We start from the raw sequence: 22,548 nt of genomic DNA, 5'->3' as shown, positions 1-22,548 counted from the left end.
AGCCTGCACGTCCGACCAGGAGGTGAACGATGACCCCGGAAACGATTGCCATCATCGGCGCCGGCATGGCCGGCCTGTCTGCGGCCGACGTATTGCGACAGGCCGGTCAGGCGGTGCAGCTGTTCGACAAGAGCCGCGGCAGCGGCGGACGCATGTCCAGCAAACGCAGCGAGATCGGCGCACTGGACCTCGGTGCGCCCGCTTTCGCTGCCCAGGATCCCGCGTTCTGTGCCGCGCTGCGCGACTGGGTGGCAGCTGGCTGGTGCGCAGACTGGACTGCCGCCGGCAACGCACGATCCTGCTGGCTGGGCACACCGCGCATGAGCGCGATCAGTCGCGGGCTGCTCGGCGACCTGCCGGCAGCGTTCTCCTGCCGGATCAGCGAGGTATTTCGCGGCGAGCGTCACTGGCAGCTGCTCGACGCAGAAAGAAACGTTCACGGGCCGTTCAGCCATGTGATCGTCGCCGTGCCAGCACCCCAGGCCGGCGCGCTGCTGACAGCGGCACCGGTGCTGGCTTCGCGTGCCGCCAGCATCAGTATGGAGCCGGTGTGGGCCGTGGCGCTGGGCTTTACCGAAGCGTTGCCCTGCGCGCTGCACAGCGCTCGGTTCGACGGTGAAATCCTCCAACAGGCAACGCACGACAGCGCCAAACCAGGCCGTGACAATCGGCTCGACACCTGGGTGCTGCAGGCGAGCAACCGCTGGACGCGCCAGTATCTCGATCTGTCGAAAGAACAGGTGATCGACCGGCTGCAACTCGCCTTTGCCGAGACGCTCGAACAACCACTGCCACAGCCGGAATTCGCCCTCGCCCACCGCTGGCTGTACGCCAATCCAACCCATAGACACGACTGGGGCGCACTGGCCGATTCGCGACAAGGCCTGTTCGCCTGTGGCGACTGGTGTCTGGACGGCACGGTCGAAGGCGCCTGGCGCAGTGGTCAGCAAGCCGCGCAGCTGCTGCTGGCAAGCCTGTGAACCGTTTCAATCCGGCCAAGCTCCGGCTGTCCAAGTGGACAGCCTGCGAGCCACGCAATCGTGAGAAGCATTTTCTCGTCATCGATCTGCAGCACGATGAAGCCGGCGTGCTGCAGCAGGTCGAGCTGCAGGCGGTGTACAGCCTGCGCAGCGAATGGCTCGACTGGCGCCAACTGCGCGACAGTCAGCGCTGGCGCATGGGTTGGCACTGAGCGGTTCTCGCCCGCACTGCTCTAACCTGTACAAGATTAGGCAATTACTTGTACATGATCACTTGACTTGTATAACTCAATATCTATGATGACCTCACGTTGTACAGAATCTCTACTTGTACAAGATGAGGCCACGCCATGCACATCCACGACGCCAAGCCCCGAATCGCCATCAGCGCCTGCCTGCTCGGTAATCCGGTGCGCTTCAACGGCGGCCACAAACAGTCGTCGCTGTGCAGCGACGTGCTGGCGCGCCATGTCGAGTTCGTCCCGCTCTGCCCGGAGGTCGCCATCGGCCTAGGCACGCCGCGCGAGCCGATTCGTCTGGTCGGCGAGCCGGATAATCCCCGCGCTCGCGGCACCGTGCGCCGCGAGCTGGACGTCACCGACGCATTGGCCGCCTACGGCCGGCAGATCGCCACGCAACTGGACGACATCAGCGGCTTCATCCTCATGCAGAAGTCGCCGTCCTGCGGCATGGAGCGGGTCAAGGTCTATCGCGACAACGGCCACACCGTCCCCGGCGGCGGCAGCGGCATCTTCGCCCGCGCGCTGATGGAGGCGCGCCCCGACCTGCCGGTCGAGGAAGACGGTCGCCTGAACGACCCAGTGCTGCGCGAGAACTTCCTCACCCGCGTCTACGCCTACGCGCAGTGGCAACGGCTGCAGCAACAGGGTCTGACGCGCAAGGCCATCGTCGATTTCCACTCACGCTACAAGTACCAGCTGATGGCGGCGCATCCACAGCAGTACCGCGCACTGGGACGGGTGGTGGCGAACCTGCGCGACTGCTCGGTGGACGAGTTCGCGCCAGGGTACTTCAGCCAGTTCATGCAGGCGCTGAAGCGCCCCGCCACGCGCGGCACCCACAGCAACGTGCTGCAGCACCTGAGCGGCTACCTGAAGAACGCACTGGCGCCGGAGGATCGGCGCGAAATGCGCCGGCTGATCGACCAGTACCGCGCCGGCGTCATCCCCCTGGTGGTGCCGCTGACGCTGCTCAAGCACCACTTCCGCCGCCACCCGCACCACTACATCGAGCGCCAGGCCTACCTGCAGCCGCACCCGGAAGACCTCAGCCTGCGTAACGGAATCTGATCATGAGCGATGCGTTCGACAACACCCCGGCCGACCTCGAACCCGGCTGGCGGCCGATCCGCGATGTCGCCCGGCTGACCGGGGTGAACGCGGTAACGCTGCGCGCCTGGGAACGCCGCTACGGGCTGATCGTGCCGCGCCGTACCGCCAAGGGCCACCGGCTGTACGACGACGGCCACGTGCAACGCATCCGCGACATCCTCACCTGGCTCAGCCGTGGCGTGGCCGTCAGCCAGATCAAGCAGTTGCTGACCGCCGGCCCCGAGTCCGCACCCGTCGAGCAGAACCTCTGGGTCAATCTGCAGGACGAGCTACTGGCGGCCATCGATCGCCTCGATGAACGGCAACTCGACGATGCTTTCAACCGTGCGCTGACGGTCTACCCGCCGCGTACTCTCTGCCAGCATCTGCTGCTGCCGCTGCAGACCAGGCTGGAACAGCGCTGGCACGGCCAGTTCGGCGCGGCACTGGAGCGCGCCCTGTTCGACTCCTGGCTGCGCAGCAAACTGGCCACACGGATCTACTTCAACAACCGTCAGCACGTCGGCGCGCCGCTGCTGCTGGCCAGCCTGGGTGACGGGCCGTTCGACGCCGGCCTGTGGCTGACCGCCTGGCTGGTGTCCAGCGCGGGCTGCCCGGTGGAAACCATCGAGTGGACGGTGCCGCTGGCCGAACTCAGCCTCGCGCTGGAACGCATCGATCCGCGCGCCCTGCTGCTGCATGCCGGGCACAGCCTGGACGCCGATTGCCTGCAGCGTCAGCTGCCGCGCCTGCTCACGCAGCATGAGCTGCCACTGCTGCTCGCCGGTCCCGCCGTGCATATCCACGGCGATACCCTGAGCCAGCAGCCTGGCCTGCGTTTGGCTGGCGATCCGCTGGCGTCACTGCACCAGCTGCAGGCAGACGGGCTGCTGCCTGACGTAACGGAGAGCCGCGCATGACTCAGTTGATCTGGCTGCGTCGCGACCTGCGCGTAAGCGACAACACCGCCCTGAGCGCTGCCATGGCTGCCGGGCCGACGATCGCGCTGTTCCTGCTCACGCCGGATCAGTGGCATCGTCACGACGATGCGCCGTGCAAGGTGGACTTCTGGCTGCGCAACGTCGCCGAGCTGGCCACGGAGTTGCGCCGGCTCAACGTGCCACTGCTGATTCGCCACACCGATGACTGGCAGACCGTCCCCGACGCGTTGCGCCAGGTCTGCCGCGAGCACGCCGTGCGCGCTGTGCATTTCAACGAGGATTACGGCGTCGACGAGCAGCGCCGCGACCACGCCGTGAGCGACGCCTTGCGTCAGGACGGCATCGTCACGCGTGGCTACCTCGACCGTCTGCTCTTCGCCCCGGGCACGCTGCTGACGCAAAGCGGCGGCTACTTCAAGGTGTTCGGCCAGTTCCGCAAGAGCTGCCTGGCGCGCCTGCAACTGTCGCTGCCGCCGTGCCTGCCGCCGCTCGCGCCGCAGGCGCCGCTGGCGATAACCAGCGATTCGCTGCCAACCGCGGTACCGGGCTTCGCCGTGCCCGCCAGCACGCTGCAGGCACGCTGGCCAGCTGGGGAAGCCCACGCCTACCAGCGCCTGACGGCCTTCGTCGATGAGGCTCTGGACGATTACCAGCAGCGCCGCGATCTGCCCGCCGAGCCCGGCACCAGCCAGCTGTCACCGTACCTCGCGGCCGGGGTGATCTCGATCCGCCAGTGCCTGCATGCCGCGCTCGCCGGCAATCGTGGCGAACTGGACAGCGGCAGCAGCGGCGCCGTCGCCTGGATCAACGAACTGCTCTGGCGCGAGTTCTACACCCACATCCTGGTCGGCTATCCGCGCGTCTCGATGCATCGCGCCTTCCGCGCCGAAACCGAAGCGCTGCCGTGGCGCCACGCCCCGGATGACCTCGCCGCCTGGCAGGAAGGCCGCACCGGCTTTCCCATTGTCGACGCGGCCATGCGCCAGCTGCGCGACACCGGCTGGATGCACAACCGCCTGCGCATGATCACGGCGATGTTCCTCAGCAAGAACCTGCTGATCGACTGGCGCGAAGGCGAGCGCTGGTTCATGCGCCAGCTGATCGACGGCGATCTGGCCGCCAATAACGGCGGCTGGCAGTGGAGCGCTTCCACCGGCACCGATGCGGTGCCCTACTTCCGCCTGTTCAACCCGATCAGCCAGTCACAGCGCTTCGACCCGGACGGCCGCTTCCTGCGTCACTGGCTGCCGGAACTGCAAGGGCTCAGCCGTCGCGACATCCACAACCCGGCGACGCTCGGCGGGCTGTTCGCACCGAAGAACTATCCGGCGCCGATCGTCGATCTCGGCGAGAGCCGTGCGCGGGTGCTAGCGGCGTTCCGCGATCTGCCGCAGGTGCAGCCATGAGCGACTTCCTCCACGACTTCGCCCGCCGCTTCGCCGATTTGGACGCCGGCAACCTGCATCGCCTCGGCGAGCTGTATGCCGACGAGGTGCACTTCACCGATCCGCTGCACGAAGTCGTCGGGCTGGAGGCGCTGCAACGCTATTTCGCCGCGCTCTACGCCAATGTCACGCAGCTGGACTTCGAGTTCATCGGGTTCGACCCCGTGCGCGAAGGCGAAGGCTATCTGCGCTGGGTGATGAGCTACCGTCACCCACGGCTCAACTGTGGCCAGCTGATCAGCCTCGAAGGCTGCTCGCTACTGCGCTGGAATGGCGAGGGCAAGGTCGAACGGCACCGTGACTTCTTCGACGCCGGCGCGCTGCTCTATCAGCATGTGCCACTGCTCGGCCCGGCGATCCGCTGGCTGCAACGGAGGCTGACATGAGCGCCCAGCGGCACATCTGGCTGACCGGCGCCAGCAGCGGCATCGGCCACGAACTGGCGCGCCAGCTGCTCACCGAAGGCCACCGGCTGGCACTGTCGGCGCGCAGTGACGAGCCGCTGCATGCCCTTGCCCGGCAATACCCGGAGCAGGTGCTGGTGCTACCGGGCGACCTGACCGACGCGGCGCAGGTGCGTGCCATTGCAGCGGAGATCGACACACGCTGGGGCGCGCTGGATACGCTGATCCTCAACGCCGGCACCTGCGAATACATCGACGTCCGGCATTTCCAGGCCGAACTGCTCGAACGCGTGCTGCGCGCCAACCTGATCGCGCCCGGCTACTGCATCGAGGCAGCGTTGCCGTTGCTGCGCCGCGGTGAGCGCCCGTTGCTGGTGGGCGTCGGCAGTTCGGTGACCTGGCTGCCGCTGCCGCGCGCCGGCGCCTATGGCGCATCCAAGGCCGGCCTGCGCTACCTGCTCGAATCGCTGCGCCTGGACCTGGCTGCCGAGCGCATCGACGTCACGCTGATCAGCCCCGGGTTCGTCGACACGCCGCTGACCCGGCGCAACGACTTCCCCATGCCACTGCGCTGGCCTGTAGAGAAGGCCGCACGCTACATCATCCGCCGCCTGGAGCGTCGACCGCTGCACATCCAGTTCCCCGCGCCGTTCATTGCCGGACTGCGCCTGCTTTCCCTCCTGCCCGCACGCCTGCAGTACGCCCTCGGCCAGCGCATGGCGCGCACGGACTCTCACGGATAGACCACACCATGAAGATCGCCATCATCGGCAGCGGCATCGCCGGCCTGACCTGCGCCCACCTGCTCAACCGCCAGCACGACATCAGCGTGTTCGAGGCCGCCAGCTGGATCGGCGGCCACACCCATACGGTGGACGTGCACCTGCGGGGCCGCGATTACGCGGTGGACACCGGCTTCATCGTCTTCAACGACTGGACCTATCCCAACTTCATCAAGCTGCTGCGCCAGCTTGGCGTGGCGTATCGGCCAACCGAGATGAGCTTCTCGGTCTGCGACCCGTTCAGCGATCTGGAGTACAACGGCCACGACCTCAACACCCTGTTCGCCCAGCGCAGCAACCTGTTCTCGCCGCCGTTCTGGGGCATGATCCGTGACATTCTGCGCTTCAATCGAGAAGCGCTGGACGACTACCAGAACGGTCGTATCGGCCCGCACGTCACCCTCGGCAACTACCTGCGCCTGGGCCGCTACAGCCAGCGTTTCATCGACCATTACATCGTGCCGATGGGGGCGGCGATCTGGTCGATGTCGCTGGCCGACATGCTCGAGTTTCCGTTGGAATTCTTCGTGCGTTTCTTCAAGAACCACGGCCTGCTGTCGGTGAGCGAGCGCCCGCAGTGGTACGTGGTCGAAGGCGGCTCGAGCGCGTATATCGAGCCGCTGACCCGCGCATTCAGCCAACGCATCCGGCTGAACTGCCCGGTGTTCGAGGTTGCGCGCGACCAGCACGGTGTCACCGTGCACAGCCCGGCCGGCGCCGAACGCTTCGACAAGGTGGTGTTTGCCTGCCACAGCGACCAGGCATTGAAGCTGCTGGCCGAACCCACCGGACCCGAGTGGGCAATCCTCGGCGCCATCGGCTATGCCGACAACGAGGTGGTGCTGCATACCGATACCCGTCTGCTACCGCGCCGGCGTCGGGCCTGGGCCAGCTGGAACTATCGTCTCGGTGGCCCGAGCGAACAGCTGGCCGCCGTCACCTACAACATGAACATCCTGCAAGGCATCGACGCCCCGGAAACCTTCTGCGTCAGCCTCAACCAGAGCGAGGCGATCGACCCGGAACTGGTGCTGGCCCGCTTCACCTATGCCCATCCGCAGTACAGCCTGGCCGGCATCGCCGCCCACGCCCGCGCCGACGAGCTGCTCGGCGCCCGCCACAGTTATTTCTGCGGCGCCTACTGGGGCAACGGCTTCCACGAAGACGGCGTGGTCAGCGCGTTGCGCGTGGCCGCGGCGTTTGGCGAATCGCTATGAGCGGCGCCATCGTCCACAGCGCGCTGTACCACGGCTGGGTGCAGCACCGGCGCTTCGCCCCGCGTGCGCATGCCTTTCACTACCGCATGGGCCTGCTCTATCTGGACCTCGCCGAGCAGGACGCCGTGCTCGGGCTGTCCGCCCTGAGCGGCCGCGGTCGCTTCGCCGCGTTCGCCTTCCGGGAAACCGACTACCTACCGGAGTTCACCCGCCAGGGCATGTCACTGGCGGATGCGGTGCGCCAGCGCGTCAGCGAGGCACTGGGGCGTACGATCAGCGGCCCGGTACGTCTGCTGACCCAGCCGCGCAGCTGGGGCCTGAGCTTCAATCCGGTGAGTTTCTTCTACTGCTTCGACGAGCAGGAGCGGCTGGCGGCGATCCTCTGCGAAGTCAGCAACACGCCCTGGCGCGAGCGCTATCACTACGTGTTGCCGGCCAGCGGTAACACCAACCTGCGCTGCAGCGTGGCAAAAACGTTCCACGTATCGCCGTTCCTGCCCGGCAACCTCGAGTACCGCATGCGCTTCAACCCGCCGGGGTCGAGCATCGGCGTGCACATGGAGGACTGGCAGGACGAACGCAAGCTGTTCGATGCCACCCTTGGCCTCAAGCGCGAGCCACTCTCGCGCGCCGCCGTGCATCGCTACCTGCTGCGCTTCCCCTGGATGACCGGCAAGACCGTGCTCGCCATTTACTGGCAGGCACTGCGCCTACTGCTCAAGCGCACCCCGATCTTCTCCCACCAACCCGCCGACGGCCGTTATGCCGTGGCCACCGTTACTGTTCCGGAGTCTCGCCATGAAAAGCTCTAGCATGACCGTCAAAGCCACCCCGGCGGCCGGCCTGGGCCTGGCCAGTGGACTGCTGCGTCGCAGCGTGCTGCGCCAGCTGGCGCAGTTGCGTCACGGCCAGTTGAGCGTGTTCGAGGGCGAGGGTTGCCTGCTGTTCGGCGCGGGCAGCGGCCTCCATGCCGAAATCCGTGTGCATGACGGCGCCGCCTGGGGCCTGATCGCCAGCAACGGCTCCATCGGCGCCGGCGAAGCCTATATCCATGGCTACTGGAGCAGCCCGGATCTGACCGCGGTGGTCCGCCTGTTCGTCGCCAACCTCGATGTGCTCGATAGCCTCGAAGGCGGCCTGGCACTGCTCGGTCGCCCGTTGCTCAAGGGCCTGCACTGGCTCAACCGCAACAGCCGCGCTGGCTCGCAGCGCAACATTGCGGCGCACTACGACCTCGGCAACGCGCTGTTCGAGCGTTTTCTCGACCCGACCATGATGTATTCCGCCGCGCTGTTCGAGCGTGCCGACGACAGCCTGGAACAGGCCCAGCTGAACAAGCTGGCGCGCATCTGCGACAAGCTCGAACTCAAGCCAACCGATCACCTGCTGGAGATCGGCACTGGCTGGGGCAGCATGGCGCTGTACGCCGCCGTCAACCATGGCTGCCGGGTGACCACCACCACGCTGTCGCACGAGCAGTTCGCCTACACCCAGGCGCGCATCGAGGAAGAAGGCCTGCAGGATCGCGTCACCCTGCTGCTCAAGGACTATCGCGATCTCGACGGCCAGTTCGACAAGCTGGTGTCCATCGAGATGATCGAGGCCGTCGGTCACAGCTTCCTGCCGACCTATTTCCGCCAGTGCGCGCGCCTGCTCAAGCCCGACGGGCTGATGCTGCTGCAGGCCATCACCATCCGCGACCAACGCTACGAGCAGGCGCGGCGCGGCGTCGACTTCATCCAGCGCTACATCTTCCCCGGCGGCGCGCTGCCGTCGGTGCAGCGGATGACCGAGCTGGTCGGCCGCGAAACCGACATGAACCTGCTGCACCTGGAAGACATCGGCTGGCACTACGCGCGCACCCTGCGCCTGTGGCACGAGAACTTCCGCCGCGCGCGCAACGAGCTGGAAGCGCTGGGCTACGACGAGCAGTTCTACCGGCTCTGGGAGTTCTACCTCTGCTACTGCGAGGGCGGCTTTCTCGAACGCAGCATCGGCACCGCGCAACTGCTGCTCGCCAAGCCGCAGGCGCGGCCGAGCAACCGGCTGCCGGAGATCAATTAGTCACACCGAGCGGCGGCTTATCCTAAATAGACATACCCCCTTGAGTACCCAAATGAATCGCCAAAGCCCGCCCCTGCAAGCGCACTACATCAAAGCCGACCGGATCATGCTCGGCGTGATCTGGGCGCTCGTCCTTTATTCCCTGGGTCTTGCGGCACTGAACGGCAACTGGGCGCAGGCGCTGGTGATCGGCGGCCTCACCGCTGTCACGCTGACGCTGCTCAACCTGCTGATTCCCGGTCAGCGGCTGATGCGCTGCCTGATCGGTGCCGCGTTCATGGTGCTGGCCGCCCTGCACATCAACCAGGCCCACGGCATGCTGGAGATGCACTTCGGCATCTTCGTGCTGCTCGCCTTCCTGGTGTACTACCGCGATTGGCTGCCGATCGTGGTGGCCGCTGGCACCATCGCCGTGCACCATCTGAGCTTCTTCGCCCTGCAGCAACAAGGCGTCAGTGTGTTCCTGATTCCCGAGGGCAGCTGGGGCGTGGTGCTGCTGCATGCCTTATATGTGGTAGTGGAGAGCGTCATTCTCGTTTACCTCGCCGTGCGCGCCAACGCCGAGGCCCGCGAAGGCGATGCGCTGATGAATGGTGTGGTCGCCATCACCCGGGATCCGGCGCGCATCGACCTGCGGCATCGCAGCCAGGCCAGCGGACAGGTGGCCCAGCGCTTCAATGGCTTCATCGATCAGCTCGCCGAACTGGTCGGTGAGGTGGTCAGCGACACTCGCGCACTGGATGGCACCGCCGCCAGCCTCAGTGTTGCGACACACCAGCTGCGCGAGGGTGCCACTCGGCAACTGGACGAGACGGCTTACATGGTCGATGCCATGCAGCAGATGAGCGTGGCTATCGACGACGTTGCGAGCCACGCCGACCGCGCTGCGCAAGCCGCACAAGGCGCCAGCCACAAGGCCGGTGAAGGTCGTGGCGCAGTCAACCAGGCGCGCGGAGAAATCGCCACGCTGGCCGAACACATCGAGGGCACCGATCAGGTCGTGCAGAATCTCGCCGAGCAGGCAGCGCAGATCGACCGGGTGCTGGAGGTGATCCGCACCATCGCCGATCAGACCAATCTGCTGGCGCTCAATGCCGCCATCGAGGCCGCCCGCGCAGGCGACCAGGGCCGCGGCTTCGCCGTCGTTGCCGACGAGGTGCGTAGCCTGGCGCACAAGACCGCCGAGTCCACCACGGAGATCCAGGCCATCATCGGCCGCCTGCAGCAAGGCAGCCGCCAAGCCACCGATGCCATGCATAACAGCCGCGAAAGCGTCGCCCGCTGCGTGGCCGGTAGCCAGAAGACCACCCAGCTGCTGGAAGCGATTGCCGGCGAGATCGAAGCCATCAGCCAGATGAACGAGCTGATCGCCGCAGCGACCCATGAGCAGAGCGCGGTTTCTGCCGACATGGGCCGCCATCTGCAGAGCGTGCAGCAGGTCGCCGAACGCAATGCAAGCGACGCCAGCCAACTCGACGCCGACAGCCGCCAACTGCACAAGCTGGCCCTCGGTCTCGGCAGCGTCAGCGGCCGCTTCACCGTGCAAGAATAGATTTCCCGGCCAAGCGGCTCTTTCCAGCGCCAGCCTAGCGGCTGGCCGCCCCAAAGCAGGGAGCGCGGATTCCCTGCCGCACCCTTCTGGTTCAACACGCTTCCGGGCTGCAACTGGACAACCCATCTACCGGCCGATCCGGTAAAGCGGCCGAGCGGCCCGCCGTGCCGCGTGATCAGGCATACGGTCGCAGCCAGCAGACGCTTCCACGCGACTTGGCACGCTAGCTGCAATTACCCAGGCAAGACCTGCCGAACCAAGGCAGGACGTCCCAGGCGGTCAGCGGCGACCGCCCGCCAGCAGGCATGGGACTGGGTACCGGCAGGCAACGACGCCTGACCCGCGCCCCCAACACTTCACAGATACCAGGCAAAGGCGCCTGGAGCTGATCACCAGCTCCAGGCGCCTTTTTGCGTTTTGCCGGCCCAGTGCCGCAGCAGCTCGACTGAGGAAAGGCCATGAGTTCTACCGTCACTCCGCTCAAGCACGAAAAACTGGTCATCGTCGGCAACGGCATGGTCGGTCACCACTGCATCGAACAGCTGATCGAGCGCGGCGCGCTCACCCGCTACGAGCTGCATGTGTTCGGCGAGGAGCGCCAGCGTGCCTACGACCGCGTGCACCTGTCCGAATACTTCGGCGGTCGCGATGCCGAGTCGCTGGCCATGTGCGATGCCGACTACTACAGCAGCCACGGCGTCTACACCCATCTGGGCGTTCAGGTGCTGGGTATCGACCGCGAACGTAAGGAGGTCGTCACCAGTGCCGGCCGCCAGCCCTACGACCAACTGATTCTTGCCACCGGCTCCTACCCCTTCGTGCCACCGATCAGCGGTGCCGAAGGCAGCGCGCGACTGGTCTACCGCACCCTCGACGACCTTGATGCGATTCGTGCGGCCGCCAGCGGCGCCACGCGCGGTGTGGTGGTTGGTGGCGGTCTGCTCGGGCTGGAAGCGGCCAACGCGCTGAAGTCGCTCGGCCTGGAAGCCCATGTCGTCGAATTCGCCCCGCGCCTGATGCCGGTGCAACTGGACGGCGAAGGCGGCGCGGCATTGAAGGCGCGCATCGAGGCGCTGGGCGTCGGCGTGCACCTGTCGCGCGCCACTCAGGAGATCGTCGCCGGCGAGGATTACGCCTGGCGGATGAACTTCACCGACGGCGAATTCCTCGAAACCGACCTGATCGTGTTTTCCGCCGGCATCCGCCCGCAGGACGCTCTCGGTCATGTCGCGGAGCTGGAGATCGCTCCGCGCGGCGGCATCGTGATCGACAGCGAATGCCGCACCTCGGATCCGGCGATCTTCGCCATCGGCGAGTGCGCCAGCTGGAACGGCAGCGTGTTCGGCCTGGTTGCACCGGGCTACAGCATGGCCCGCAGCGTCGCCGCGCAGCTGGCCGAGGAACCGCACGAGCCCTTCTACGGCGCCGACATGTCGACCAAGCTCAAGCTGCTCGGCGTCGACGTCGGTTCCATTGGGGATGCCCACGGCGCCACGCCGGGCTCGCGCAGCTACCGCTTCATCGACGAGGCGACCGCCAGCTATCGCCGCCTGGTGGTCTCCGCCGATGGCAAGACCGTGCTCGGCGCGGTGCTGGTCGGTGACAACAGCTACTACGACACCCTGCTGCAGTACGCGCAGAACGGCATCAAGCTGCCGACCGATCCGTCCGCGCTGATCCTGCCGCAGACCGAAGGCGCTCCGACCCTTGGCCCGGACGCCCTGCCGGCCAGCGCGACCATCTGTTCCTGCCACAACGTCAGCAAGGGCGCGGTCTGCTGCCAGGTCGATGCCGGCGTCACCGATCTCGGCGAACTGAAAGCCAACACCAAGGCCGCCACCGGCTGCGGCGGCTGCAGCGCCCTGCTCAAGCTGGTATTCGACGCCGAACTGGCGGCGCGCGGCGTGGCGGTGGACAAGAGCCTGTGCGAGCACTTCGCCTACACCCGCCAGGAGCTCTACGGCATCGTCCGCGTCGAGGGCATCCAGAGCTTCGCCGAACTGCTGGCCAAGCATGGTCGCGGGCATGTCGGCTGCGACATTTGCAAGCCGACGGTGGGTTCGATCCTCGCCTCCTGCTGGAACCAGCCGATCACCGATCCGGCGCTGATTCCGCTGCAGGACACCAACGACACCTTCATGGCCAACATGCAGAAGAACGGCACCTACTCGGTGGTGCCGCGCATCCCGGGCGGCGAGATCACGCCCGAGGGGCTGATCGCCATCGGCCAGGTGGCGAAGAAATACGACCTCTACACCAAGATCACCGGCGGCCAGCGCATCGACCTGTTCGGCGCCCAGCTGCACGAACTGCCGGACATCTGGGGCGAGCTGATCGCCGCCGGTTTCGAGACCGGTCACGCCTACGGCAAGAGCCTGCGCACAGTGAAGTCCTGCGTCGGCAGCACCTGGTGCCGCTACGGCGTGCAGGACAGCGTCGGCATGGCGCTGCGCCTGGAGGACCGCTACAAGGGCCTGCGTGCGCCGCACAAGATCAAGTTCGCCGTATCCGGTTGTACCCGCGAATGCGCCGAGGCGCAGAGCAAGGACATCGGCGTGATCGCCACCGACAAAGGCTGGAACCTCTACATCTGCGGCAACGGCGGCATGCGCCCGCGGCATGCCGAGCTGTTCGCCACCGACCTCGACGACGAAGCGCTGATCCGCACCATCGACCGCGTGCTGATGTTCTACGTGCGTACCGCGGACAAGCTGCAGCGCACCTCGGTCTGGCGCGAGAGCCTGGAAGGCGGCCTGGACTACCTCAAGACCGTCATCATCGAGGACAGCCTGGGCTTGGGCGCCGAGCTGGAAAGCCAGATGCAGCATGTGGTCGACAGCTACCAGTGCGAGTGGGCCAACGCCATCAGCGACCCGGAAAAGCTCAAGCGCTTCCGCACCTTCGTCAACGACAGCCGCAGCGATCCCGACATCCACTTCGTCAAGGAGCGCGGCCAGCGTCGGCCGGTGCAGGCCTGCGAACTTCACCTGATCCCCGTCACCCAGGAGGTGCTCTGATGAGCCAGTCCAACGTCGTTCGTCTCGACTCCCGTTCCGCAGCCCCGGCGGCCTGGCAGGCACTGTGCAGCCGTGCCGATCTGGTCGCCAATTCCGGTGTAGTGGCCTGGCACGAAGGCGCCCAGGTGGCGCTGTTCCACCTGCCCGAGAATGCCGAAGGCGAGCAGTTGTTCGCCATCGACAACCGCGACCCCAAGTCCGGCGCCAACGTCATCGGCCGCGGCATCGTCGGCAGCCTCAAGGGCGAACTGGTGATCGCCTCGCCGCTGTACAAGCAGCACTTCCGCCTGACCGATGGCAGCTGTCTGGAATACCCCGAACAAAGCCTGCGGGTATGGCCGGTGCGCCTCAATGGCGATGCCGTGGAGATCGCCGTCGCCTGAATCCGCCGCCGCGCGGATTACGCCGGCGGCGCCCCAAAGCCAAGAATTTGCAAGCCTCTGCCCACTATTCGAGAGCATCCCCCATGTCCTACATAATCCCTGCCGAGTTCACCACCAAGATGGTCGACGCCGGCGAATCGAAGATCTTCATGTCCACCCGCGACACCCTGATCCGCGCCTTCATGGCCGGGGCGATCCTCGCCCTCGCCGCGGTGTTCGCCGTGACCATCACCGTGCAGACCGGCTCACCGCTGATCGGCGCCATGCTGTTTCCGGTCGGTTTCGTCATGCTCTACCTGATGGGCTTCGACCTGCTCACCGGGGTATTCATGCTCACGCCGCTGGCACTGCTCGACCGCCGCCCCGGGGTAACCGTGGGCGGTGTGCTGCGCAACTGGGGCTGGGTGTTCCTCGGCAACTTCGGCGGCGCGCTGACCGTGGCCTTCATGATGGCCTTCGTCTTCACCATGGGCTTTTCCACGGAGCCGGGACCGATCGGCGAGAAGATCTCGCACATCGGCGAGGCACGCACCCTGGGCTATGCGGAGTTCGGCGCGGCGGGCTGGGCGACCATTTTCCTCCGCGGCATGCTGTGCAACTGGATGGTCTCGATGGGCGTGGTCGGCGCGATGATCTCCACCTCGGTCAGCGGCAAGGTGATCGCCATGTGGATGCCGATCATGCTGTTCTTCTTCATGGGCTTCGAGCATTCGGTGGTGAACATGTTTCTGTTCCCCTCGGCGATGATCATGGGCGGCGACTTCTCGGTGATGGATTACATGCTCTGGAACGAGATCCCCACCGCGCTGGGCAACCTGGTCGGCGGCCTGGCCTTCACCGGCCTGACGCTCTACACCACCCACGTGCGCACCGCACCCAAGCGCACCGTCTACTGACCCTGGAGTGAACGAAGCCCCGGCTCGCATGCGCGCCGAGGCTTTTGCGCAGATGAAGATGCCCAGCCAACTCGCCATTTCCCTCGGCCAGCATTCGGACCGCGGACGCAAACCGGCCAACCAGGACTTTCACGGCGCCGGCGTGCCCGCTGACGCCCAGCTCGCCAGCAAGGGCATCGCCATTGTGCTGGCCGATGGCATCAGCAGCAGCGAGGTCAGCCATGTCGCCAGCGAAACCGCGGTGGCGAGCTTTCTTTCCGACTATTTCTGCACCTCCGACGCCTGGTCGGTGAAGCAGTCGGCGCAACGGGTACTGGTGGCGATCAATTCCTGGCTGCATGCGCAGACCCGCCACAGCCCGCACCGCTATGACCGCGACCGCGGCTATGTCTGCACCTTCAGCGCGCTGGTGCTCAAGTCCGCCAGCGCGCACCTGTTCCACGTCGGCGATGCGCGCATCTATCGACTGCGCGACGGCGGCCTCGAACAGCTGACCGAAGATCACCGCGTGCGCGTGTCGGCGGACACCAGCTACCTCGGCCGCGCGCTGGGCATCGACCGGCACCTGGAGATCGACTACCGCACCCTGCCGCTGGCGGTCGGCGATCTGTTCCTGCTCGCCACCGATGGCGTCTACGAGCACATCGGCGCGCGGGAGGTGGCGCAGCTCGTCGCCGAGCATGGCGACGACCTCGACCTGACGGCGCGCCGGATCGTCGAGCGGGCATTGGCCAACGGCAGCGACGACAACCTCACCGCACAGCTGGTGCGCATCGACAGCCTGCCGGAGCAGGCCGTCGACGACGTGCAGCGTCAGCTCGGCGACCTGGCGCTGCCGTCACTGCTGGAGCCGCGCATGCTGTTCGATGGCTATCGCATCGTTCGCGAGCTGCATGTCAGCAGCCGCAGCCATGTGCATCTGGCCGTCGACGAAGCCAGCGGCGCCACGGTGGTGCTGAAGACGCCGTCGATGGATCTGCGGGGCGACGCGGCCTATCTCGAGCGCTTCCTTCTCGAGGAATGGATCGCCCGGCGCATCGACAATCCTCACGTGGTCAAGGCCTGCCCGCCGCCACGGCAGCGCCGCTACCTGTACACCGTGAACGAATTCATCGATGGCCAGACGCTTGCGCAGTGGATGCTCGACCATCCACAGCCGGACCTGGAAACCGTGCGCGGCATCGTCGAGCAGATCGCCCGCGGCCTGCGCGCCTTCCACCGCCTGGAGATGCTGCATCAGGACCTGCGCCCGCAGAACCTGATGATCGACGCCACTGGCACCCTGAAGATCATCGATTTCGGCTCGACCCGCGTCGCCGGGCTGGCCGAGCGCAATGCGCCGGGTACGCAGGACAACCTGCTCGGCACCGCCGCCTATACCGCCCCGGAATACTTTCTCGGCGAGGCCGGCACGCCGCGCTCGGATCAGTTCTCCCTGGCGGTGATCGCCTACCAGCTGCTCAGCGGTCGCTTGCCGTACGGCGCCGACGTCGCCAGGGCACGCACCACTGCAGCGCAGAAACGCCTCTGCTATCAGCCGCTACGCCATGCGCAGCGGGATATCCCGGCGTGGATCGACGAAGTGCTGGGCAAGGCGCTGCATCCCGATCCGGCGCGGCGCTATGCCGAGCTGTCGGAGTTCGTCTTCGAGCTGCGCCAGCCCAACCCGGCGTTTCTCAATCGGGCCCGCCCGCCGCTGCTGGAACGCAATCCGCTGCTGTTCTGGAAGGGCCTGTCGCTGCTGCTGGCCGGTACGGTAGTTGCGCTGCTGTTGCGCTAGCCGCGCTGGCGCAACAGTGCCGTGGCGCCCTGGGGCTTGCGCGTGTACCAGAACACCCGGCTGACGCCGCGGGTGATCGCCACGTAGCCCAGGCGCAGGCTTTCATCGGCCATGGCCTGGTCATAGCTGTTGCGGAAGAAACCCGAGTAGGCATACAGCGCGTTGCGCAACGGGTGCGGCTGAACCGGGGCGCAGTCGTCGACGATGACCGCCACCTCGGCCTGCAGCCCCTTGGCGCGGTGGATGGTGTAGGCCTTGACCGGTAGTTTGCGGTCCAGCTGCGCCTGAATAGTGCGCAGCGACTCATTGCGCCGGCTGAGCAACAGCACTGCGATGCGTTCGCGGCTTTGCCGTTCGGCCACATGGGCGCACTGCGCGGTGATCGCCTCGATCAACTTCGGCAGGCCCTTGTTCAGCTCGAAACCGGCGACCAGCTTTACCCCGTGGTCGCCGGGCTGCGTCGGTTTGCATGGCCGGCTGGTCTTGGCCTGCTTGAACTGCACGCCGGCCAGCACCGCCTCGCCATCGCGAATCACCGGTTCGATGGAGCGGTAGTTTGTTTCCAGCAGCAGCGTCTCGCTGCCCTTGGCGCCGCGCCGCGGAAAGTACTTGTCGAAGTCCATGAACAACTCCGGCGAACTGCCGCGCCAGCCGTAGATCGACTGCCAGTCGTCACCGATAGCCATCAGGCTCGGGCTGCTCTTCTGTCGCGCCAGCTGGCGATGCAAGGCTTGCAGCCATTGGACGATCTGCGGGGAAATGTCCTGGAATTCGTCGATCAGCAGGTGTTGGAACGGGTCAAGGCTGGCCTGTGGCATGTCCGAGCCTGAGCCCAGGCGCTCGGTGAGCTGTTGAAAGGCCTCGTTGAAGGTCAGCAGCCCCTGCTCACGCAGCGCCGCTCGGAAGTAGTTATGGAAACTCACCAGCGCTTCGACGAAATCCCGTTCGCGCGGCGCGCACTGCAGCTTGCCCGGCTGCAACTGATCGATGCGAATACCAATGCTTTCGATGAAGCCCGCCTGGGCATGGAACGCCTCGTACAGCGGCAGCGGCGTGAACTCGCCGGCCAGGGTGAAGGTATCCCCGGGCGCTTTCGGCGCAGCGCGCTTGCCCTGCTCGTCTTCGGCAGGCGGCGCAGGCAGATCGAGCAACCGATGCACCCGCTCGCGGAATGTCGCTTGTTCGGCGTAACACTGCTGATAGGCCTGCTTGAGCAGGCGAACTTGCGCCGGGCGCAGGCGTGCGGCGGCTAGCGGGTTATCCGGCTCGTCCGCCGCGGCGGCCTTGTCGTCCAGCTGCTCGAACCACACCGGCCGGGCCAGCACCTCACGCGCCAGCTGCGCCATGGCCGAATGGAAGGTGCGCACGCACTGGCGCGCCTGCTGCGCATCGAACGGCACCTGCCAGAAGCCGAGCACGCGCACCAGCTGTTCGCGCAGCTGCGCGCAAGAGGCGTTAGTGAACGAGATGACCGTCAAGCGTCCGGGCTCGACGCCCATGTGGCAGAGCATGAACACCACCCGCAGCAACAAGGTGGTGGATTTGCCGGAACCGGCGCCGGCGAAGATTCGCGTCACCGGGCTGCGGCTGAGGATCATCGCCCACTGCTCGTCCGACGGCGCGCTGATGATCCCGGCAGCCACCGCCTGCTCGACACGGGCGCGCATGGCCTGAATCTGCGCCTCGTCGACCGGCAACGAAGTCGCCGCGTAGATGCTCGCGGTCGCCGTCCTGCCAGGCTTGGCGGCACGCGGCAGCGCCGGCTGTTTCGCCGCTGACTTGCCCGTGCCCTGCTTGCTTTTCCCCTTTCCCTCGCCCTTGGCTCCTTTGCCGCTCCCCTGCGACGCTGACGGTTTTCCCCAGCGGCGAAACACCAGCTCGTCCTCGCTGCGCAGATGGGCGGCGGTGCGCGGAAAACAACGCGCCAGCGTCCCGGTGACGAACAGGGTGTAGCGCTTCACGGCAGACAGCATGCGAGATCCAGCGAAAGGTAGGTCGTTGATATGGTAAGGGTTTTGCGCGAACGATCGGAAACGACGAGAGGAACGGTCAGACCGGCCACGACCGCAGCAGCGGCTAAACCCGCAGCGCGGTGCACACCGGAAAATACCCGCAATAATTCAAGGATATTGTTACCAAGCTGCAGTTGTATTCATTAGATATCACTCAAAGCGCAGCGGACAATTGCGGCGTGACTTCGCGGTGCCTGACCCGAAGTCGTCGCGCCCGCCGGGGCCGAACTGGGCGAACGGCGCGCGACTGTCATAACCCAAAGGAAATACCGATGAAGAAAACCGTGATCTCGATGCTCGCCCTCGGTGGCGCACTGGCCCTGCAGCCGGCGCTGGCGCAGGACGGCGAAACCCTGTTCAAGAGCAAGGCCTGCGCAGCCTGCCATTCGATCGACGCCAAGCTGGTCGGTCCGTCCTACAAGGAAGTCGCAGCCAAGTACGCTGGCCAGGCGGATGCCGTCAGCATGCTCGCCGGTAAGATCAAGAACGGCAGCCAGGGCGTCTGGGGCCCGATTCCGATGCCGCCAAACGCAGTTACCGAGGAAGAGGCGAAGATCCTCGCCGAATGGGTACTGAGCAAGAAATAAAGCCAGCGACCGAAGGCAGCCTGACCGTGGGCTGCCGCAGTACCGCCTGCCTTCGGTCGCCGCGGCACTGCCGTCCGGCGGACAAAGGTACGGCGATATCCCACTAATCAACTGGGCCTTGACCCCTATCAACGCCCCCCGAGGCTTCTATGAGCACATTGCCAACACACAAGCGCCGCGAGGAGGCTCCGATGTTTGGCTCTGTGAAGTGGAACGACCGCTTGATGCACCGCTACGGGCATGTCGGCCAACGCCAGCACGGTTATCCGACAGCTGCCGACTTCAATACACCGATCGCACCGTTCGATCTGCTGCGCGCATTGCGTGACAGTCGCAAAGCGCAGCGCCCGCTTTCCCTCGCCGTGCGGCTGCCGATCCTGGCGCCCGACGCCATGACCACCTACCTGCGGCACCTCAAGCGCGAGATCGAGCTGCTCGCCTGTCACCTTGGCGAGCACCCGCGGGTCGAGCAGCTGCAATTGAGCGCCGGCCGGGCGAGCATCGCGCAGCTGCGCGACTTGCTGGGCCATCTGAAATCCCATTTTCAGTTCGCCGAGCAGGGCCTGGGCGATTTCACCGTCGAGGTCGAACTGGCCCATGCCGACTGGCCACTGGTGGGGGTGCTGCGCGAGCTGGGCTTCAACCATCTGAGCGTCGGCGTACCGGACCTGCACGCCGATGAAGACGGCACCATCGAATACTTCCGCAGCTCGACGCGCATCCGCGCGCTGATCGAGGCGACGCGGGCCTTTCATTACCGCTCGGTGAACATCGACCTCGGCTACGGCCGCTCCTGGCAGTCCCCGGCCAGCTTCGCCCGCAAGCTGGATTCGATCATCGAACTGCAACCCGACCGGGTGTCGATGTTCGACTACCGGCAGCTGCCGCAGGCCGCCGAGTCGAGCTCGCCACGGCTGCGCCCGGCGTCGCCCGGCGCCAGCCGGGCAATGCACCGTCACGGAATCGAGTCCCTTGTCGCGGCCGGCTACCGCTTCATCGGTCTGGGTCGCTTCGTATTGCCCCACGACGATCTGACGATGGCCCAGGAGACCGGCAGCCTGCGCCACGACATCGGCGGTTATACCGACCACGAGCATTTCGACCACCTGGGCCTCGGCGCCGGAGCGATCAGCCGGGTCGGCATGCTGTACGTGCAAAATTTCGCCCGGGTCGCGCCGTACCAGCACGCCCTCGAGCAGGACCAGCTACCAACCTGGCGGGGCTTGCCGCCCGCCAGCGTCGATCAACCGCTGCGGACGGTCATCGAGCGACTGCATTGCGATGCCCGCCTCGATTTCGTCGAACTGCACAACCGTTGCGGCCTGGTGTTTCAGCAGCGCTATGCGGCGCTATGGCCGCTGCTACTGCAGATGCAACGTGACGGCCTGCTACGGTTGGGCGAACACGGCATCGAGGTACTGCCGGAGGGCAAGCTGGCCATCCCTACGCTCTGCGCGGTGCTGGTGCAGCCTGAACTGGCCTGCAACCTGATGGATACGCCTGCATCAGCCAAACCCACTTCGCTGAGCGCGAGGTAAAACTTCATGGCCAAGAAATTTCCGCTGAATCCACCGCATCCCGAGCGCATCTGCTGGGGCTGCGACCGCTACTGCCCATCGACCTCGCTGGGCTGCGGTAATGGTGCCGACCGCACGATGCACCCCTCTGAAATGCTCGGCGAGGACTGGTACCTGTACGGCGACTGGGGCATCGAGGCCCCGGAAACCTCGCAGAAACCAGCCGACGAGCCGTTTCTGATCGCCCGTCAGGGCTGACCTCGGCGCCGCGGCGACAGGTCGGTCCGGACGATCGGCTGCCGCCTCGGCTGCCCGCGCCCGGAACGCTCGCCGCCGGACAGAGTCATCTGCTGACCATCAGCGCGATGAGGATCGAGCCATGAAACCACTATTCGATGAAACGGCCGCGCAGAACGTGCACGGTTTGGAGCGTACCGCCTCGGTAGCCGGCGGCCTGCTGTTGCTGGGCCTGGGCGCACGCCGCGGCGGTGTACTCGGCCTGCTGCAGATGGGCGTCGGCGGTCTGGCCCTGCTGCGCGGCCTCAGCGGACGCTGCGAGGCCAAACGGCTACTCGCCGAGCCACCACGGCACCCGGCTCCGGATCGCGCACGCTACAGCCACATGCCGCTGGATTCAGAAGTGCACAGTCCGGACTTCGCCGATGCCGACGTCGTTCTCCCCGATTCGACGCCCATGGGCTACGAGGCTTCGGCTTCACGCACCTGACCGGCACAGCCACCGAGCGATCCGTTATACCGATCGTTCGCCGCCGCGCAACACTGGCGAACGAGCGGCGCGAGTGCTATTGCTTGGCGCCCCAAGTTCGCCAGCGGAGCCTGCCGTGATCCCTGCCCCTCTCATCACTGCCCTGCGCGAAGCGCGTCACGTGCTCGTATTCACTGGCGCCGGCGTCTCCGCGGAAAGTGGCATCGCCACCTTTCGCGACGCGCTGACCGGCCTGTGGGAGCGCTTCGACCCCGCCGCGCTGGCTACCGCCGACGCCTTTCGCCGCGATCCGGCGCTGGTCTGGGGGTGGTACGAATGGCGCCGCATGCAGGTGCTACAAGCCCAGCCGAATCCGGCGCACCAGGCCATCGCCGCCTTGGCACAACACGTCGCGAAACTCACGCTGGTGACGCAGAACGTCGATGACCTGCATGAGCGCGCCGGCAGCCGCGAGGTCATCCATTTGCACGGTAGCCTGCATCAGCCACGCTGTTTCGCCTGCGCCCGCACCCCGGGCGAGCCACTAGGCATGCCCGACGAGCCCGAAGGTGGCCGTCGCCTGGAGCCGCCGCACTGCCTGCACTGCGGCGGCAAACTGCGGCCAGGCGTGGTCTGGTTCGGCGAAAGTCTGCCCACGCAGGCGCTGAATGCCGCGTTCGACGCGGCTGCCGAATGCGACGTACTGATTTCCATCGGCACCTCCGGGGTGGTCTATCCAGCCGCCGAAGTACCGGAACGCGCCTGGCGTGCCGGCGCGGTGCTGGTGCACATCAATCTGCAGCCGGTCGGCAATCATGCCGAACGCGAATATCTGCTACGCGGCGCGGCCGCAGAGCAGCTGCCAGCGCTGCTGCACGCGGCCTTCGCCGACTGAACAGCGCAAGGTCCGCCAGGCCGCGTCGGTGAGCCTTCC

Annotated in this window: 21 protein-coding genes; 20 read left to right on the top strand and 1 reads right to left on the bottom strand. The window is 66.2% G+C overall.

The annotated features are described in order from the left end of the window. The first annotated feature begins 29 nt into the window (after positions 1–29). From N8H22_RS04380 to N8H22_RS04310, 15 genes are all read left to right on the top strand, one after another. On the top strand, positions 30–980 hold the full coding sequence (locus N8H22_RS04380; protein ID WP_264589409.1) for an FAD-dependent oxidoreductase: 951 nt from the start codon (positions 30–32) through the stop codon (positions 978–980). After that, entirely contained in the window at positions 977–1,192 is a 216-nt protein-coding gene (locus tag N8H22_RS04375) for a TIGR02450 family Trp-rich protein (protein WP_264589408.1), read from the top strand. Before N8H22_RS04380 ends, N8H22_RS04375 begins: the two co-directional genes overlap by 4 nt. 138 nt (positions 1,193–1,330) lie before the next feature. Beyond that, entirely contained in the window at positions 1,331–2,290 is a 960-nt protein-coding gene (locus N8H22_RS04370) for a 2-thiouracil desulfurase family protein (protein ID WP_264589407.1), read from the top strand. A 2-nt stretch (positions 2,291–2,292) separates the two neighbouring features. Then, positions 2,293–3,231, top strand: a complete 939-nt coding sequence (locus N8H22_RS04365; RefSeq protein WP_264589406.1) for a MerR family transcriptional regulator — start codon at positions 2,293–2,295, stop codon at positions 3,229–3,231. Continuing rightward, positions 3,228–4,658, top strand: coding sequence for a deoxyribodipyrimidine photo-lyase (phrB, locus tag N8H22_RS04360; protein ID WP_264589405.1), 1,431 nt, complete (start codon positions 3,228–3,230; stop codon positions 4,656–4,658). Before N8H22_RS04365 ends, phrB begins: the two co-directional genes overlap by 4 nt. Next, the gene (locus tag N8H22_RS04355; protein ID WP_264589404.1) at positions 4,655–5,083 is read left to right on the top strand and encodes a nuclear transport factor 2 family protein; all 429 of its coding nucleotides are present in this window, start codon (positions 4,655–4,657) and stop codon (positions 5,081–5,083) included. Before phrB ends, N8H22_RS04355 begins: the two co-directional genes overlap by 4 nt. Continuing rightward, positions 5,080–5,844, top strand: a complete 765-nt coding sequence (locus N8H22_RS04350; protein WP_264589403.1) for an SDR family NAD(P)-dependent oxidoreductase — start codon at positions 5,080–5,082, stop codon at positions 5,842–5,844. The genes N8H22_RS04355 and N8H22_RS04350 overlap by 4 nt, the downstream gene beginning before the upstream one ends. A gap of 8 nt (positions 5,845–5,852) precedes the next feature. Further along, positions 5,853–7,100, top strand: coding sequence for an FAD-dependent oxidoreductase (locus N8H22_RS04345; RefSeq protein ID WP_264589402.1), 1,248 nt, complete (start codon positions 5,853–5,855; stop codon positions 7,098–7,100). Further along, on the top strand, positions 7,097–7,912 hold the full coding sequence (locus N8H22_RS04340; RefSeq protein WP_264589401.1) for a DUF1365 domain-containing protein: 816 nt from the start codon (positions 7,097–7,099) through the stop codon (positions 7,910–7,912). Before N8H22_RS04345 ends, N8H22_RS04340 begins: the two co-directional genes overlap by 4 nt. Next, a complete protein-coding gene (locus N8H22_RS04335; RefSeq protein ID WP_264589400.1) occupies positions 7,899–9,164 on the top strand; it encodes a cyclopropane-fatty-acyl-phospholipid synthase family protein in 1,266 nt (421 codons plus the stop codon). Before N8H22_RS04340 ends, N8H22_RS04335 begins: the two co-directional genes overlap by 14 nt. A gap of 52 nt (positions 9,165–9,216) precedes the next feature. After that, the gene (locus N8H22_RS04330) at positions 9,217–10,716 is read left to right on the top strand and encodes a methyl-accepting chemotaxis protein (protein ID WP_264589399.1); all 1,500 of its coding nucleotides are present in this window, start codon (positions 9,217–9,219) and stop codon (positions 10,714–10,716) included. A 458-nt stretch (positions 10,717–11,174) separates the two neighbouring features. Continuing rightward, a complete protein-coding gene (gene nirB, locus N8H22_RS04325) occupies positions 11,175–13,733 on the top strand; it encodes a nitrite reductase large subunit NirB (protein WP_264589398.1) in 2,559 nt (852 codons plus the stop codon). Continuing rightward, positions 13,733–14,116 carry a nitrite reductase small subunit NirD gene (gene nirD / locus N8H22_RS04320; protein ID WP_264589397.1) on the top strand — a complete coding sequence of 128 codons (384 nt, stop codon included), beginning with the start codon at positions 13,733–13,735 and terminating at the stop codon, positions 14,114–14,116. The genes nirB and nirD overlap by 1 nt, the downstream gene beginning before the upstream one ends. 83 nt (positions 14,117–14,199) lie before the next feature. Then, positions 14,200–15,012: a formate/nitrite transporter family protein gene (locus N8H22_RS04315; protein WP_167135459.1), complete on the top strand. Its 813-nt coding sequence runs from the start codon at positions 14,200–14,202 to the stop codon at positions 15,010–15,012. Positions 15,013–15,040: 28 nt separating this feature from the next. Next, the gene (locus N8H22_RS04310; protein ID WP_264589821.1) at positions 15,041–16,792 is read left to right on the top strand and encodes a bifunctional protein-serine/threonine kinase/phosphatase; all 1,752 of its coding nucleotides are present in this window, start codon (positions 15,041–15,043) and stop codon (positions 16,790–16,792) included. Here the strand turns inward: N8H22_RS04310 and N8H22_RS04305 are convergent. After that, positions 16,789–18,765: a DEAD/DEAH box helicase gene (locus N8H22_RS04305; RefSeq protein WP_264589396.1), complete on the bottom strand. Its 1,977-nt coding sequence runs from the start codon at positions 18,763–18,765 to the stop codon at positions 16,789–16,791. The genes N8H22_RS04310 and N8H22_RS04305 overlap by 4 nt on opposite strands. Before the next feature lie 311 nt (positions 18,766–19,076). On the opposite strand from N8H22_RS04305, the gene N8H22_RS04300 reads away from it, so the two are divergent. The 5 genes from N8H22_RS04300 to N8H22_RS04280 all read left to right on the top strand — a co-directional run bounded on the left by N8H22_RS04300 (position 19,077) and on the right by N8H22_RS04280 (position 22,509). Next, positions 19,077–19,391 carry a c-type cytochrome gene (locus N8H22_RS04300; protein WP_264589395.1) on the top strand — a complete coding sequence of 105 codons (315 nt, stop codon included), beginning with the start codon at positions 19,077–19,079 and terminating at the stop codon, positions 19,389–19,391. Positions 19,392–19,582: 191 nt separating this feature from the next. After that, positions 19,583–20,929 (top strand): coproporphyrinogen III oxidase, encoded by a 1,347-nt coding sequence (locus tag N8H22_RS04295; RefSeq protein WP_264589394.1) that lies wholly within the window; start codon positions 19,583–19,585, stop codon positions 20,927–20,929. 6 nt (positions 20,930–20,935) lie between these two features. Then, positions 20,936–21,166, top strand: a complete 231-nt coding sequence (locus N8H22_RS04290; RefSeq protein WP_264589393.1) for a DUF3079 domain-containing protein — start codon at positions 20,936–20,938, stop codon at positions 21,164–21,166. Positions 21,167–21,287: 121 nt separating this feature from the next. After that, positions 21,288–21,635, top strand: coding sequence for a YgaP-like transmembrane domain (locus N8H22_RS04285; RefSeq protein ID WP_264589392.1), 348 nt, complete (start codon positions 21,288–21,290; stop codon positions 21,633–21,635). Between the two features lie 115 nt (positions 21,636–21,750). Beyond that, a complete protein-coding gene (locus tag N8H22_RS04280) occupies positions 21,751–22,509 on the top strand; it encodes an NAD-dependent deacylase (protein ID WP_264589391.1) in 759 nt (252 codons plus the stop codon). Positions 22,510–22,548 lie beyond the last annotated feature (39 nt).

The sequence above is a fragment of the Stutzerimonas sp. S1 genome (assembly GCF_025966695.1).
Lineage (GTDB): Bacteria > Pseudomonadota > Gammaproteobacteria > Pseudomonadales > Pseudomonadaceae > Stutzerimonas.
This window is presented reverse-complemented; position numbering and strand designations above follow the sequence as displayed.